This is a genomic window from Maribacter litopenaei, assembly GCF_025244665.1.
GTDB lineage: Bacteria > Bacteroidota > Bacteroidia > Flavobacteriales > Flavobacteriaceae > Maribacter > Maribacter litopenaei.
The window spans coordinates 3044713-3060954 of sequence record NZ_CP104205.1; the positions used below are offsets into that span (position 1 = coordinate 3044713).

The 16242-nt window shown below is 40.2% G+C and carries 16 protein-coding genes and 1 pseudogene; 15 read left to right on the forward strand and 2 right to left on the reverse strand.

Going from position 1 to position 16242, the window contains the following annotated elements:
* Together NYZ99_RS16525 and NYZ99_RS16530 are read left to right on the forward strand one after the other, a co-directional pair.
* Complete coding sequence (locus NYZ99_RS16525; RefSeq protein ID WP_260572358.1) at positions 1 to 210, forward strand: hypothetical protein; 210 nt, start codon at positions 1 to 3, stop codon at positions 208 to 210.
* Positions 164 to 1453, forward strand: a complete 1290-nt coding sequence (locus NYZ99_RS16530) for an aldo/keto reductase (RefSeq protein ID WP_260572359.1) — start codon at positions 164 to 166, stop codon at positions 1451 to 1453. The genes NYZ99_RS16525 and NYZ99_RS16530 overlap by 47 nt, the downstream gene beginning before the upstream one ends.
* Positions 1454 to 1458: 5 nt before the next feature.
* Here the strand turns inward: NYZ99_RS16530 and NYZ99_RS16535 are convergent, their stop codons facing one another.
* Together NYZ99_RS16535 and NYZ99_RS16540 are read right to left on the reverse strand one after the other, a co-directional pair.
* On the reverse strand, positions 1459 to 4461 hold the full coding sequence (locus NYZ99_RS16535; RefSeq protein WP_260572360.1) for a VPS10 domain-containing protein: 3003 nt from the start codon (positions 4459 to 4461) through the stop codon (positions 1459 to 1461).
* 213 nt (positions 4462 to 4674) lie between these two features.
* Positions 4675 to 6711: a helix-turn-helix domain-containing protein gene (locus NYZ99_RS16540; RefSeq protein WP_260572361.1), complete on the reverse strand. Its 2037-nt coding sequence runs from the start codon at positions 6709 to 6711 to the stop codon at positions 4675 to 4677.
* Positions 6712 to 6963: 252 nt separating this feature from the next.
* Between NYZ99_RS16540 and NYZ99_RS16545 the strand changes: the two genes are divergently transcribed.
* The 13 genes and pseudogenes from NYZ99_RS16545 (at position 6964) to NYZ99_RS16605 (ending at position 16179) form a co-directional block, all read left to right on the forward strand.
* Positions 6964 to 7569, forward strand: a complete 606-nt coding sequence (locus tag NYZ99_RS16545) for a hypothetical protein (protein WP_260572362.1) — start codon at positions 6964 to 6966, stop codon at positions 7567 to 7569.
* Positions 7570 to 7598: 29 nt separating this feature from the next.
* On the forward strand, positions 7599 to 7730 hold the full coding sequence (locus NYZ99_RS16550) for a hypothetical protein (RefSeq protein WP_260572363.1): 132 nt from the start codon (positions 7599 to 7601) through the stop codon (positions 7728 to 7730).
* 4 nt (positions 7731 to 7734) lie between these two features.
* The gene (locus NYZ99_RS16555; protein WP_260572364.1) at positions 7735 to 8190 is read left to right on the forward strand and encodes a hypothetical protein; all 456 of its coding nucleotides are present in this window, start codon (positions 7735 to 7737) and stop codon (positions 8188 to 8190) included.
* Positions 8187 to 8891: a DUF4386 domain-containing protein gene (locus NYZ99_RS16560; protein WP_260572365.1), complete on the forward strand. Its 705-nt coding sequence runs from the start codon at positions 8187 to 8189 to the stop codon at positions 8889 to 8891. The genes NYZ99_RS16555 and NYZ99_RS16560 overlap by 4 nt, the downstream gene beginning before the upstream one ends.
* A 158-nt stretch (positions 8892 to 9049) precedes the next feature.
* Positions 9050 to 9814: a DUF6090 family protein gene (locus tag NYZ99_RS16565; protein ID WP_260572366.1), complete on the forward strand. Its 765-nt coding sequence runs from the start codon at positions 9050 to 9052 to the stop codon at positions 9812 to 9814.
* A gap of 107 nt (positions 9815 to 9921) precedes the next feature.
* The gene (locus tag NYZ99_RS16570) at positions 9922 to 10212 is read left to right on the forward strand and encodes a hypothetical protein (RefSeq protein ID WP_260572367.1); all 291 of its coding nucleotides are present in this window, start codon (positions 9922 to 9924) and stop codon (positions 10210 to 10212) included.
* A 2-nt stretch (positions 10213 to 10214) separates the two neighbouring features.
* Positions 10215 to 10784 (forward strand): alpha/beta fold hydrolase, encoded by a 570-nt coding sequence (locus tag NYZ99_RS16575; protein ID WP_260572368.1) that lies wholly within the window; start codon positions 10215 to 10217, stop codon positions 10782 to 10784.
* Between the two features lie 371 nt (positions 10785 to 11155).
* Positions 11156 to 11749 carry an ankyrin repeat domain-containing protein gene (locus NYZ99_RS16580; RefSeq protein WP_260572369.1) on the forward strand — a complete coding sequence of 198 codons (594 nt, stop codon included), beginning with the start codon at positions 11156 to 11158 and terminating at the stop codon, positions 11747 to 11749.
* Between the two features lie 242 nt (positions 11750 to 11991).
* Positions 11992 to 12711, forward strand: coding sequence for an acyltransferase family protein (locus NYZ99_RS16585; RefSeq protein WP_260575260.1), 720 nt, complete (start codon positions 11992 to 11994; stop codon positions 12709 to 12711).
* A 211-nt stretch (positions 12712 to 12922) separates the two neighbouring features.
* Positions 12923 to 13960 (forward strand): annotated as a pseudogene (locus tag NYZ99_RS16590) (serine hydrolase domain-containing protein).
* 459 nt (positions 13961 to 14419) lie between these two features.
* Complete coding sequence (locus NYZ99_RS16595; protein WP_260572370.1) at positions 14420 to 14740, forward strand: transglutaminase domain-containing protein; 321 nt, start codon at positions 14420 to 14422, stop codon at positions 14738 to 14740.
* Positions 14728 to 15054 carry a hypothetical protein gene (locus tag NYZ99_RS16600; RefSeq protein WP_260572371.1) on the forward strand — a complete coding sequence of 109 codons (327 nt, stop codon included), beginning with the start codon at positions 14728 to 14730 and terminating at the stop codon, positions 15052 to 15054. The genes NYZ99_RS16595 and NYZ99_RS16600 overlap by 13 nt, the downstream gene beginning before the upstream one ends.
* A 180-nt stretch (positions 15055 to 15234) precedes the next feature.
* On the forward strand, positions 15235 to 16179 hold the full coding sequence (locus tag NYZ99_RS16605; RefSeq protein WP_260572372.1) for a PQQ-dependent sugar dehydrogenase: 945 nt from the start codon (positions 15235 to 15237) through the stop codon (positions 16177 to 16179).
* The last annotated feature ends 63 nt before the right edge of the window (positions 16180 to 16242 follow it).

Below are 16242 nucleotides of genomic sequence, written 5' to 3' on the forward strand. Positions count from 1 at the left end.
ATGGATACAACAATAGAGTTAGCGGATGGTTTTGAGATTTCACGTGTTGTGACCGGACTTTGGCAAATTGCCGATATGGAACGGCACGGAACTACCTTAGATCCCGTGGAAACGGCCAAATACATGCAGCCTTATCTCGGATGCTGGACTAACTTCCTTCGACATGGCAGACCATTACGGCTCCAGCGAAATCATTGCGGGTACTTTTAAAAACAATCTTGCCGATAAAAAAACTGTCCAACTTTTTACCAAGTGGGTACCCAAACCGGGTAAGATTACAAGGGAAGAAGTTCGGGGGGCGGTCAATATCGCCTTAAATAGGATGCAACAAACTTCCATTGACCTCATGCAATTTCACGCATGGTACTATCCGGATCCCAGTTGGTTGGATGGATTGATCTATTTGAAGGAACTAAAGGACGAGGGACTTATAAAGCATTTGGGGGTTACCAATTTTGATGCCGCCCATTTGCGCATTGCCCTGGCCAGCGGCATTCCAATTGTTAGCAATCAAGTGTGCCATTCCTTGATCGATCAACGTGCCCTAGGAAACATGGCCGCGGTCTGTAAACAATACAACGTAAAACTATTGGCTTTTGGCACCTTGGCAGGTGGCTTTTTAACCGATACTTGGCTGGGCAAGCCCGAACCCAAAAAAGAAGAATTGCAAACTTGGTCACAGATGAAGTATAAGCGCTTCATCGATGCTGCCGGGGGATGGGAACCTTATCAGCACGTGTTGAAAACCGTACGCACGGTGGCGGATAAACATAGGGCCTCCCTTGCCAACATTGCCACACGCTATATTTTGGAAAATCCGGCCGTGGCTGCTGTAATCGTTGGAGCACGGTTGGGTAAAAGTGAACACATACAGGACAACAGAAACATGTTGGACATCACATTGGACCCTTCTGATATGGAAACCATCAAAAATGCGTTGAAAGGGTTAAAAATGATTCCGGGTGACTGTGGGGATGAATACCGAAAGCCTCCATTCTTAACGGCATCAGGCGACCTCAGCGACCACTTGGAAACCATTCCAAAGGCGTTTACCCCGATAAAAACCGGGCACAACCGTGAACAGATTTATAGCGGTACGGAATGGGAGGAGTATGCGGGATACTGCAGGGCCGTAAAAGTGGATAACAGGATCCATGTCTCGGGGACGACCGCCACACATGGAAACCTGAGAATAGGCGGGAACGATCCAGCGGCACAGACCCATTTTATCATCGATAAAATTGAAGGAGCTATGACCTCTTTTGGTGGTTCGTTGGCCGATGTGGTCCGTACCCGAATTTTTGTGAACGAACTGACCGATTGGGAACTTGTGGCCCGCGCCCACGGGGAGCGTTTCAAGGATATCAACCCCGCAAACACCTTGGTAGAGGCCAAACTGGTGGGCGAAGGCTATCCGGTGGAAATTGAGGCCGAAGCGGTTTTAAGCCAATAACGCACCTATTCCATTTCCCAGTCCAAATCGGATTTTTTGATTTCCAATGCAAAGTCCTGCCACTTGGTTTTCATAAAATCGTCCACGGCACTGGAAAAATCGGAAACCAATTGGGTAGCCCGTTCCAAGGCTTCCCAATGTTGTTTGGATGGTTCCGTGGTCCGGGCAGCCGCAATCTGTAGGACTTCCTTAATTTTTGAATGGGCCGAGGTTTCAAAGGATTGCCAAGCCCCTACCTGACGATCCGGTCTTGGGGTCTGCCCTTTTGCTTTTAAGGTTTTTAAGTCGGTTTTCATTCGGTTGATTTTTCGTTGTAAGGAAGTGTTCGATTTTCCCGATGCATCGGAGACTTGCTTAAGTAGCTTATCCACCTTTTTCTGCTTTTCATCTATGGATGTAAGTTGTTCCGAAATCTGTTTTACCAGCTCATCGGCCGCTTTTCTGTAGTCGTACAATTGCCGGTCTACGGCTTTATCCAAATCGAAACGAGGATCCGGAATCACTTTTACTTTGGTGGTATCGGATACAGTTCCATAGTTCAGGACGATGGTATAATCTCCCGGCAGCACTGGAATATCCCTTGAAAAATCGTCCGTCCAGGAACCGGGTAGGGAACTTGACTTTTTGTCCAATTTCCAAAGAAGGTAGTTGAGTCCGACTTTGAGATTTTTGGTTTCCACCGAATTGATGTTATTGCCTTCATGATCAAAAATATCGGCCTTAATGATATCCCCCTCCTTGGGTACTTCCGAAAGGTAAAAGGGGATTTCGGTTTTTTGAAAGACCTTGTTCTCGCCCTCAAAAGTGGTGTGGAACCCGATCCAAATATTCCCGGGCGGATTTATAAATAGTCCTTTGACCTGTACGGCATCGTTCATGGGTAGGGCGGTCAACCCCTCTTTCAATCTGTTCCCGGCAATTTCACGTAAGGACAACAAATCGTCCAGCACCCAAATGGCCCTTCCAAAAGTTCCTACGATTAAGGCAGATTCCGTTTCCTGAATTTTTAAATCCATGGTGGAAACTGAGGGAAAACCGTTTTTAAACTGTGCCCATGTTTGGCCTTCATCGGCACTGATCCAAAGTCCGTGCTCCGTCCCTAGAAAAACCAGATTGGGTTCTATGGAATCTTGGATAACGGTGAGAGCGTATCCACGTACCGTATTACCGTTTACCATTCGCTGCCATGTCTTACCAAAGTCATCGGTCTTAAAAAGATAAGGCGCATAATCGCCCTTTCTATAATTGTTCACCACCATCCAAGCGGTTCCTTTTTTATAGGTCGATGCCTGAATCTGGGCGATCCACCCTTCTTCCGGCATATCGGTTACATTGGAAGTAAGATTGGTCCATGTCTCTCCACCGTCCGTGGTCAATTGCACCTGACCGTCATCGGTACCTGCCCAAATCAACTTCTCGTCCAGTTGACTAGGAGCTATGGTGAGAATGGAACTATAACGTTCCGCCCCGGAAATATCCAGCGTAAGACCGCCATAATCCCCTTTTTGATACTCCGGATTATTGGTGGACAGGTCCGGGGAGATAACCTTCCAAGTAGCCCCTTTGTCCAGGGTATAATGCACGAACTGGGACCCGTAGTAGGCCGCATCGGGATTAAACGGATCCCGTGCAAAACCAGCGTTCCAATTAAAGCGCAACTCGGTTTTAAGATCGGGCGCTGGCGGTTGTATGTTCACATAGTAACCCGTTAACTTATCATATCGGTACAAATTTCCATTTTGTGAGGAACCGTAGCCAAATCGGGAGTTGTCCAAATCGGGCGAAATGTCAAAACCATCGCCACCCACTAAATATTGCCAATATAGGGTACGGATGCCCCCGCGTTTCCATGTATAGGCCGGGCCGGACCAATTGCCATTATCCTGCATGCCTCCATACACATTGTAAGGCCGGTCGTTATCCACACCTACATGGTAGAATTGGGCCACGGGAATGGTCTCGGGAAAATACCAGCTTTTACCATGGTCATGGGTAATTCCCAAACCGCCATCGCCCCCAATGATAAAATGCTTTGCATCCTTGGGATTGACCCAAAAGGCATGAAAATCGGCATGGATTCCTTTGGTTTCGTCGGCAGGAATCATGGGAATCGTATCAAAAGTCACGGCCCCGTCATAACTGACGGATAAGGGCTGATAAATATTATAGACTCTATTGGCGTCCTCTGTATCCACCGCCAAATCCTGAAAGTAAAAAGGTCGGTTGTTCGCAAATTTGGGCGTATCATTGATCAATTCCCAATGCACTCCTGCATCATCGCTGCGGTATATGGCGTTTTTTTTCGCTTCTATCTTGGCGTACATCCTATTGGGATTTGACGGTGCGATCGCCAGCCCAATTCGGCCCAAATTGCCCGCAGGCAGGCCTTCATCTGCCCCTAATTTCTTCCAGTTTTTTCCTGCATCCTCGCTCACAAAAAGTCCGGAGCCTTCCCCTCCCGATGTAAAATAATACGGGGTACGTTCGTGCTCGTATAAGGCCACGAACAATTTCCTGGGATTCCTTGGATCCATGACCATATCCGCAACGCCCGATTTCTCATTGGTAAATAGAATTTTCTCCCAATGGGCACCGCCATCAACTGTTTTGTATAGCCCCCTATTTGGATTGGCCGAAAAAGGGTCTCCCATGGCACCAACATAGATAGTATTTGGGTCGTTAGGGTCAATGATAATCCTGTGGATGGTCTTGGTAGCTTCCAAACCCATGTGTTTCCAACGTATCCCACCGTCCTCGCTTTTGAAAATTCCCATGCCCAAGTTCATGGAGTTTACGGGGTTTCCTTCGCCGGTACCGACCCATATCACATTGGAATTACTTTGTTGGATGGCCAAGGCCCCAATATTCTGTGTGGGCTGGTTATCAAAAACAGGTTTCCAAGCAGAACCGCCATTCTCAGATTTCCACACCCCACCGGAGGCGGCCCCCACATACATGATTTTGGGATCATCGGTCACGACATCAATGGCTGTTATCCTGCCACTCATATTTGCAGGCCCCACGTTCCTAATTTTTAGGTTCTGTAGTTTTGAAAAATCGATTTGTTGGGCAAAGCACGTAACTATAAAAAAAGTAGAAAAAAGAAGCGTAAAAAGTGATTTGTTGGCCATTGGAATTATTGAGTTAAAAATCAAAAATAAACCATCCAAAACAATTCAGATACACATTATTGATCTCCTAAAATAGGATTTCAGATTTAACTAAAGTAGGCCTTCGCTTTCTAAGGTTTTTTTGAGTTTTGACTGGTTATCCCAAAATCGATCTTTTATCTTTTGCATAATGACTTGAAAATCAGAATGATTTTTCAGTGGTTGAATCAGTGGTTCATCTTCAATTAATAAAAACCAATAGAGATAATTCTCTGCTTTGGAAAATATTCTAAGCTCTTCGACTGCCTCATTGATCTTACCTTCATAAGCGTATTTCCAAACGAGATTTACACTTTTATAAGTTGATTGATCCCCTTCGCAGTATTCAGAGAAATCATTAAACAGTTTCTCAGCTTCCTTGTCCAACCCCATCTCTTTATAGACCTGTGCAATTTTGACGTTTTCCTGCTGATAAATATCCAGTCCATTTGCTTCCCTGGCTTCCACAAATTTTTTAAAATAGGAATAGGCACTGTCATAATTTTCCTCAATGTAGTACAACTTCCCTATGTCCTGTAAAATATCCGGACGGGTAGTATCCTTCTTCCATTCGTTTAAAAGTAAATTCCTTGTACGCTTAATATTACCATCTTTGGCAAATAAAATAAATGCCTTTAAGTGCGGAGCAAAGTAGTTTTCAGCATTATAATCCAGCGACTTGTTGATATATTTCAAGGCTTCATCCGGAAATCCTGACGATACAAGGGCATTGCTTAGCTGTAAATACGTGTAGCTGCGGGTAATGGAATCACTCGCAACGGTAAGCTGAACCCCTTTTAAGGCATATTCCAGGTATTTATTGGTATTGGGAAGCATATGTGAGTAAAATTCCGCCAGTATTTGTACCGCCAGCGATGAATTAGGATTATACTCCAATGCCTTATCAAGATGTGGCAAGGCCAAATGGTACTCCTTTGTTTGTATATAGTAAAAGGCCTTGGCGACCAAACTTTCGGCAGATTTTGAATCATATAGCAAGGCCTTATCCGCAAAGCTGTTTATCTTTTCGGTGTACTGTTTCTCAAGTTGCGACATTTCGAGCAGATAGTATGAAATAGCGATGTTGGCATAGGCCAGGGCAAACTCCGGATCCTGCTCTATGGCTTTTTCAAATAATGCAATGGCCTCTTCCAACCCTTCATTAGTGCGCGAATAATAAAGATCCAATGCTTGTAGATAGTAATCATAGGCCAATAGATTGTCAGTTGGTATTTTTTCAATCTGCTCCAATTCGGCCGGTGTCACGATAGCTTCAATGGCATCTGCGATTTTCTTGGCCACATCGTTTTGCAATTCAAAAATGTCCTCAACTTCACGACTGTACTGTTCGGACCATATAGGCGTGTCCGTCGTTGCATCTATCAATTGTACATTTAGCAAAACGGTATTTCCAACTCGTTGACCACTACCCTCTACCAAATAGTTCACATGGAGTTCCTGTGCTATCTCCTGCACATTTTTTTGGGTTCTTCTATATTTTTCGACGGAAGTTCTACTGATAACCCTCAAATCCTCAATTTTTTGAAGATTGTTCAGCGCCGATTCCATCAGCCCGTTTACAAAATAAAGGTTAGTAGAATCACTACTCTCATTATTAAAGGGAAGCACAGCAATGGATTTCTCCAATATCACCGATTGATTTGGCTCTTTTTTGGAAATAAAAAAATAAGCGGCCATGATTAGCAAAACTCCAACAATGGCAACAACCGGCCAAAAATAACGCCGTTGCCGACCGGTATCTTGTTGTGGGGGCAAGGACAACTCTGTCTCCTTATGTATTTCCCCTGGAGAAAAACCATATTGTTCCCTAAAGCATTTTATAAAGTATGAGGTACTTCCAAAACCTACTTGATACGAAACTTCGGATACCGTAGAATCGGTTTCCTTTAACAAGTTCATGGCCTCTTCCAATCTAATTTTACGTATAAACTGACTTGCAGATAATTGGGTCTCCTTTTTTATTTTCCGAAGCAAATTGGATCGGCTCATGTGCATGGCATCCGCCAACTCGGATACCCCAAATTGTTCATTAGAAAGGTTTTTGAGAATTATGTCCCTGGTTTCTACTATAAAGGTTGACCTGTTCACAGATTGGATAGAATACTAGTTTTTGCTCGCCCTAAATTAGAAAAAATGTAGGAAACTAAGGCATTTCCTAGAATCGCCTATCATGATAGACCAAACACCATATTGCGTCATATTTTATACCGTTGCGTCATAGTTTTTATCCCCTCCTGAAACTTGATACGTTCTTCCGCATAGCTCGTAAACCTTGCATCACAGCCTCATCGACCTTTGTAATATCAAAAAAATCATATAAAAACCTTTAAAAATTTATGCATGAAAACAATCAAAAAACAAATTATCTTAAGAACGGCCATTACTGCCTTTACCTTAATTTCAACTATTTGTTATGCTCAGAAGAATTCAGCTTCTCATAACAATTTTACCAGAGATGGCTTTATGTTCGAATTTGGCCTTGGAGGTGGTGTTATTAGTATTGAAGATAGTGGGGGACTCCGAAACTATGATGATAGTCAAGGTGGTGGTACTTTTCCGGAATTAAAGTTTGGTTACATGTTGAATAACAATTTGGCGATTACCGTTTCTTTACCTGGAATGATTTACACGCTTGATGAAAATGATAGGGACTTTGGTGGTATAATACCTTCTGTTCAGTATTGGATAAAGGATAGATGGTGGCTACATGGCGGCGCTGGTTTAGCAATAGATTCTCCTGCTCTATACGATATCAAGGAAAATGTTAATGACGATTGGAATACAGGTATAGCAGCAATGGTTAGTACGGGTTATGAAGTCTACAGAAAAAACAAATTTGCATTAAATGTGCAATCCAAACTCCTTGTTGGTGGTGTAAAGCTAAACAATGACATTGACAGAGAGGTTGTGCAATTTAGTTTGGGAATTGGTTTTAGCTGGTTTTAATTAATAAGGAATTTTAAAAAGTAAAGAAAATGAAAAGTCTATTTGTAATACCATTGGCATTAATGATTCTTAGTGCCTGCAGTGACCAATACAATACAAAAACCGAACAACCAACACCAGCTGATTATACGGCAGGTGAAAAATGGGTCTCGGAAATATAAGGGTGTGACTACTGAAGGAGAAGTACGCTCAGAAGGAACAGATACAAGGGTAGTCGTAAGTTATGATGGAGTTTTGGGAATGACTATCGGTAAAGATACCATTCCAATTGCAGAAATTGCAAAACCAGATGACAGTGAAACACCAAAGTACGACTGGCCACTTGAAATTGGCAAAAAGTGGAAATATGAGAATAATTGGACTAGTCAGGATGGAACCACCGGAAATCAAAGTCAAACTGCCGAAGTACTATCATTCAAAGAAGAAACAGTGGAAGCCGGAACTTTTATGGCATACACCATTAAATATTCCGGCAAGACTACCAATTCCAGGGGTTACAATGCAAATGAAACAGAAGTTTGGTTGTATGCTCCTGCCGTGAAAAATTTCATAAAACTAACCCAAGACCAAGGTGAATTTCACTACGTAGAGGAATTAATCGTATACTCAAAACCTAAATGAAAGCAAAAATGATTGTAAATAATGAACAAACGCGTATGATTAAGACAGCGAGAACAACCGGTATATGGTATTTAATGATGGCTATTACAGGAATTCTAGGATTTATGGTCTTTCATTCTCAAATATTCGTATCCGGTAATCCTGAACAAACCCTATCGAATTTGGTAGCATTGGAATCGACTGCAAGAATTAGGTTACTGTTAGAGTTTGCTATCGTACTATCACAGGCACTCACCGCTGTTTGGTTTTTCAAATTATTTAAGGACAATTATGAATGGGAAGCTTGGACGCTAGGTATATGGGGCATGGTGAATGCCATAGCCATAATGATAAGTGCAATTTCAATAGCCTCAGCAATAGGTATTGCAAATTCCGATATAAGTATTACGGAAGACAAAGTTCTACTAATTCAGATGCTTCAACATATGATTTCAAATGCTTGGGGAATTGGTGGTCTTTTCTTTGGGCTTTGGTTATTTCCAATGGGATACATTGTTATTAAGTCTAAAAGGTTGCCTATCTGGTTAGGAAGAGTTCTTATTTTAGGTGGTATAGGCTACCTGATTAGCACTGTTATACGCTACGCAGGAATTAATTTAAGCTTCAATAGATTTCTTATGCTACCCGCTACCATTGGAGAATTTTGGATGATAGGGTATTTACTAATTTTTGGAATAAGGCCAATCAACGAGAAAAATTAAATATAAATGGCATACAACATTGGTTAAAAAACAAAAGGTTGAAAGTTTTAAGTAAAGATTATGACATTCGACAAAAATCAGTTCTCGGATGAAAGATTTTCGGTTCTAAAACCGTACTTTTCTTACTAGAGACCATTGCGGCTAATTTGAGTTAACCTATGAAATTATTTAGAAAAATTCGGCATAAGTTAATTTTAGACAATAAGAAAACGCAGTACCTGAAGTATGCGTTAGGCGAAATTGTTCTAGTAGTCATTGGAATTTTAATTGCGATACAGATAAACAATTGGAACCAGTCGATTAAGGATAAGGATTCCTTACATGAATATTTGACTAAAATTAAATCTCATACGGCTGAAGATATAGAACAACTAGCAGGATTAACAAAAGGACGAAAACAAATTTCAGACATCTGTAAAGAAGCACGCAATAGCATTTTAAATAAGACCGAAAAAGAGAATCTTTTTTTATTCAAAGTAAGCGGGGCTGCTTTTGCCGATTTCTATTTCAAACCAAATTCAGGGGGGTATGAATCTTTGAAAAACTCTGATTTTTATGGAAAAATAAATAATACCAAACTTGATTCACTATTGGCTAAATATCATGGTTTAGTGGATATCATTGCGGAAAATGAGCGAAATTACAATCAATATGCCGTGTACCAAGAAAATTATCTCGATTCGCAATTCGATAGGTCACTTATGTTGGCTTCTGCGTTTATGCCATTGGATTCCTTAGCAACCAAAGCCACACCTCAATCCGAATATGACCAAGCATTTATCGAGTTTACAGCAGAACCTGCTTATAGAAATGTTATAAGTCTAGCTGCGTGGCAGTTTGACACGATGATTGAACAATATAGCGAGTTAACAGAACTAGGACATCTCATCATGGAAGAAATTAATACGACAACCGGTGACTAAAAAAGAAAATATAATCCAAAAAAATGGGATACTAGCCACAACTTGAATACAATCAGTTGAAATACAAAAAACAACAACTGTATTGATGTAGCAGCCTACAAAAAATCATGAAGACACTCTTCAAAACAGAACAAGGAAAACAAGCTATTTTACGTCTATATGATGAAAAGCTAAAGGAACTCAAAATTGCGCATAAATTTCTGAAGGTGAATACATCTTTTGGTGAAACAAACGTAATTGCAACTGGCAATTCAACTAATCCACCAATAATTTTAGTGCATGGCTCAAATGGCTGTGCACCAATAGCTTTAGAAACGTATCCAAACTTACATAAAACACATCGAGTATATTCTATTGATGTTCGGCTCAACCAAATAAAAGTGCTGGCACCCGTTTGAGCATGAAGGATGATTCTTATGGAAAATGGATGATTGAACTAATCCAAAATCTAAATTTAGACTCAGTAGCAATGGCAGGTTTCTCCTTTGGCGGATTAGTGATTTTGAAAACGCTTGAATACGATGAAAGTAGGATTGCCGGAGTCTATTTGTCTGCCCCAGCTTACATCGTAAATGGCAATCCATTAATAGCATTGTTCAAAATTTTCATTCCGATAAAACGATACATAAAGACTAAAAAACCAAAATACATTGAGAAGTTTTTAACGGAACTATTCACCGAAAGGGATGAATTTGCTTTCAAATTCCTATCAAAAGTGTTTTTGGAGTTTGAAATGGACTTCACACCAGTACCCGTGATTGATGCGAAGAATGCTGCCAATATTAAAACGCCGATTACAATTTTTGCTGCCCAGCATGATATTATTTTTCCCGGTAAGAAAATGCTAAAAAGAGCAAAAAGGATTTTTCCATCCTTGACATTGGATAATTTACTAATTGATTCAAAACACGTTCAGAGCAAAAACCAAAACCAAATCATTGAAGAAGTAATAATTAAAAATCCAATTTAATTTACTTTGACTTATGCCTTTCTCGGACGTACCGTATGGCCTGACCATTAGCATAGTATTAATTCAATTGGCACTCGAATGAAAGAAACATTTAAATCACCAATCATACCGAATGTAGCAGAAGCGAAAAAAGACACTATCCCAATAAGTGTGCAAATAGAAAATTATGGGTAATTCCAGTATTTCCACTAATAGCTTGCCACTAGGTCATAAATCCTGCTTTGCGTCATAATTTATATGAATTCACCATAGTTTTTATCCACTCCTGAAACTTGATATATGATTCCGCATAGCTTTTAAACCTTGCTTCATGACCTCATCGACCTTTGTATCATCAAATAAATCGATTAATAATCTTAAAACAAAAAGTCATGAAAACAAGTTCTTTCAAATCGTTTAAAAACAGAGTAGGTATCTCCGCTCTTATGTTAATATTCTTAACAGGATGTGGTGAATCGGCCAACAAGGAAAAAGTAACAACAGCTGTTACCAATGAAAAAAGCGTTCCTAAACCTACTATGGATCTACAGACGGCCATATTATCGAATAATGCAGAAGTAGTAGAACAGCATATTGCTTACGGAACTGATATCAACAAAAAAGAAGCCATGAGTGGTTCCACACCGTTGATTACCGCAGTAACTTTTAATAAAGGAAAGATTGCGGCAAAACTTATTGATGCAGGAGCTGATCTTACCCTTAAAAACAACGATGGTGCTACGGCTTTACACGTTGCGGCATTCTTTGCACGAGTAGAAATGGTACAACTCTTAATCGATGCCAATGCGGATAAATCCTTAAGGAACAACTTTGGAGCTACCGCTAGAGAATCTGTAATGGGTCCCTATAATGAAGTTAAGCCCATTTATGAAATGTTACAGCAACAGTTGGCTCCCATGGGCCTACAGTTAGATCTTGCCGAAATAGAAAAAACGCGTCCTGTCATTGCAATGATGTTGCAATAGGACATTTTAATCCACTAAAATGAAAACACAAAGAAGATACGACATTGATTGGTTGCGGGTCATTGCCATAGGCCTGCTTCTAATCTACCATATAGCCATTGTTTTTCAACCTTGGGCCATGTTCTTGGGATTTATTAGAAGTGAGGATTCATGGGAGGGTCTGTGGAAGCCAATGACCATGCTCAATGTCTCGGCGCATACCATTCTTATTCTTCGTTTCCGGTATGGGAGTGTATTTTGCCATGAAAAAAAGGAATTGGAAGCAAATGGTTTGGGAACGTTCCAAAAGGATTCTTTTACCTTTTCTCTTTGGAATCGTGGCCATTACACCGCTTCACATGTATATTTTTCAAAGCTATTACAAAATACCCTTAAACTATTTTCCACATATGGGTCACTTATGGTTTCTAGGTAATATTTTTTGTTATGTTCTACTATTGATGCCGTTATTTTTTCTTCTAAGAAAACACGAGAATGGTACGTTTCAAAAAGTACTGTCCAAAGTGATGAATCATCCTTTGGAATCACTAAGCATTGCCCTTTTCTTCATTTTGGAAACGTATATACTACAACCTCAACCCTTTGCGATGTACGCCCAAACCTGGCATGGCTTCTTTTTAGGATTACTTGCGTTCCTTTTTGGTTTTATGTTTATGTACAGCGGTACTAATTTTTGGAAAACCGTCTTACAATGGAAATGGGGGTATTTTGGCTTGGCTGCCATATTATATGCGATTCGATATTCCATTTTTGCCACCGAAGCACCAGGGTATTTAATGTCCCTTGAATCTATAAGTTGGATTCTATGGGTATTTGGAATGGGTTATGGCTATTTAAATAAACCTAGCAAAACGCTTACCTATTTAAGTCAAGCTGCATATCCAGTCTACATTGTTCATATGTTCGCTTTGTATTTGGGAGCATTATTAATTCTACCTACTGGACATACCTGTATCCGCTAAGTTTATTATCATTACGATATTCACTATGGCGCTCTGCTTTTTAATCTATGAATTCCTAATACGTAGAATTCCGTTCGTAGGGCCTTTATTCGGTTTGAAATGGGATATAAGACCTAATCCGAATAAAAAGCTACCTGAAATACAAAACACTTTCGATAATGAAAATCTTAAAACGGGAAACGAATCCCTATCTTAAAGACTTATAGTTAAAATGATGAAAAAAAAGGCTCACACTATTTTTAGAATCGTATTGCTTACGAGCACTGCAATCTCCTTGTTTTTCGTACCATGGTCTATTGTTTGGGCCTGGATAGTTCCATTACCGGATTCGGTACAGGAACAAGTGGAAGAGGCTTTGGATAGAGGGTTCGATGGCATCATAGTCTATGTGGATAAAGCCGGTGAATCACCAAAAACGTATACGGCCGGATGGCATGATTGGGACCACACTATACCTGCCCGTAAAGATGCTTTGTTTAAAATTGCGAGCGTAAGTAAACTGTACCATGCAGTTGCTATTGCTAAATTGGTACATAATCAGAAGTTATCTTTGGATAAAACCTTGGCCGATTACTTTCCGTAATTAGAGGGCAGAATCGAATATGCCAACGAAATCACGTTGCGCATGATGGTTCAGCACAGAAGTGGTATTCCTAACTATACGGATACCTATAATTATTGGGCAAACCCAAAGGAATCATCCGAAGAAAACCTAGCATTGATCTTGGATCAACCAGCTACTTTTAAACCTGGAAAAGGGTACGAATATAGCAACACCAATTATTTGTTGCTCTCGGAACTGATTCAAAAAGTAACCGGAGAAAGTGAGTTTCATTATTTCAAAAAGGAAATCCTAGACCCATTAGGCCTAAAAAATACGTTCGCTTCTGTTAAGGATGTCAACCTAGACGACGTAATGAGTGGATTTTATGTGGGTCATGATACCGACTTAAAAACGGATGACCAAGGAATGGTGGCCACTGCGCAAGACGTAGGTAAATTTTTAAGGGCACTTAACGATGGCATCGTATTTAAGGGAGGGGAACGTGAAATATATGCATCAATATATGTGTTCAACCACACGGGATTGGTACCAGGATACCGGACCATAGCAAAATATGATGAAGATATGGATGCTGTAATCGTACAATTCACCAATACCACTAATTTTAAAGGGTATAATTGGAATATTTCCGAAGTTATATATAATCGAATCGTTAAATTAGTGCGTCGTGGACAAAACGAATAAAACCTTGAAAACGATAACGGCTATTATTTTTGTTCTAATAGCAATAGTACTAGGAATCATTTTTTATCTCGGACGTAGAATTTCCTACTGGCCTATCGAGCTATTTTAAAAGGGAATATTATGGTCAATTTGGGCCTTTAGCCTTATGTATAGAATTGTTGGCTGCAGGTATTTATTTATTAAAACAAGATAAAAAGGTGAATTTCGCACTAGCCCTTTTTGGTTTTTCGGTACTTATGGATTTTCTATTTAGTATACTGGGAGTCTTTCCAAGTTCTTTACCGGTATATGCCAAGGTAATTTTTTTAATTTGTTCTGCTTGGTCCCTTTGGTTAGCATTTACGGATAGCTTCAATCTTGGGCGTATTTCCGTATGGGGTGCCTTAGTTAGCTTTATTTTGGGAAATATTGTTGAGTTATTTTTCAATCTTTGGTAAAGTATCAGTACAAAAATCATTTATGACATACTTGAATTCCTCCTATTTTTTTGATTACAACGATACTACAATTGACGTTCTCCTAAAGAAGTCGCTACCTAATGACCTTTCATCTAAGGAGAAGGCCATTAGATTATATACCCTTGTTAGGGATGGTTGGAAATACGACCCATATAGTATTAGCCTTTCTAAAGAAAACTACAGATCAAGCACGATTGTACAAAAATCAACGGGAAACTGTGTAGAAAAATCCATTCTATTAATTTCCCTTTTGCGCGGTGTGGGCATTCCGGCCGATTGCATTTGGGTAAGGTTAAGAACCATATCGCAGTGGAGCGTTTAATGGAAAAATTTGGTTCCAACGAGTTAACACCCCATGGTATGGTCAATGCATTTTTAAATGATTCATGGCTTAAAATGTCTCCAGCATTCAATTCCTCGCTGTGTAAAAAATTCAAGGTGGAGCCATTAGAGTTTAACGGTAAGGACAGTTCCTATTTACAGCAATACAATAACACGGGGAATCTATTTATGGAGTACATTGAGGACTATGGATATTTTGAAGACGTGCCACTCGATTTTATGAAAAAAAATATTGAGGAACATTACCCCCATATCTTCAAAACAAAAAAGGGAAAGACCGAATTTAAATTATAAATATCTCTTAAAACTTTGTTAAACCTAATGTTTGCTGGTTAAACAGAAACTGTTCCAAATCTATCTTTTAGCTACATTTATGGGTACCAACTCAAATGATTGACAATGCAAAAAGATTTAAAAAGGTTTAAAACCGCAGTTTCATTATAGTTCAAACTTACCTTAAGTACTATCTTCTTATTGGTTTCCTGCAATGAAAAACCTATTGCGGATGTATCGAAGCCTGAAGAAAACAGGTTTACTACAACTGTTTTGACAGAACCCGGAGAATTGGACGAGCCAATGGCCTTTACTTTTCTCAACGATACAGAAATGCTACTGGTTGAAAGGAAAGGAGGGGTTAAATCCTTTAACGCTGATACAAGAATCGTCAAAACCGTTGGAACTGTTCCCGTAAATATCATCTATACAAACAAGGAAGGGCAAACGAGGGCTGCAGAGGAAGGTTTGATGGGTATTGTCGCGCATCCTGATTATGCAACCAATCATTGGATATTTATGCTTTATGCGGATCCGGATGAACCCAAACACGTTTTGGCACGATGGGAATATCGAGACGGAAAGCTCTTGGATGAAACCAAAAAGGTAGTTTTGGAATATCCTGCACAACGCGAAGTATGCTGTCATACAGGGGGCGGTATGGTATTCGATAAAAATGGTAATCTTTTTATGACCATTGGAAACAATACGGCCAACCCACCCCAAGGAACATCGAATTTGGATGAACGACCCGGCCATGAAACTTCAGACGACCAAAGGATCGCTGGAAACTCCAATGATTTGAGAGGATCTATTATTCGTATCCATCCGGAAGATGATGGTTCCTACACCATTCCGGAAGGTAATCTCTTTCCCGAAGGTACACCTAAGACACGACCAGAAATTTATACCATGGGCCACAGAAATCCATGGAGAATATCCATCGATAATGAAACAGGATTTATTTATTGGGGCGAGGTAGGCCCCGATGCCTCAGAGGACTTTGACCAAGGACCCGTGGATATGATGAATTTAATCAAGCCAAAGGTCCCGGTTTCTTCGGTTGGCCTTATTTTATTGGCGACAATAAACCATATGCCGATTATGACTATGAAACAGATTCCATTTACGGTTATTTTGACGTAGAAAAACCGATGAACACCTCTCCAAACAATACGGGAATCACAGAGTTACCCCTACCACAAAAAG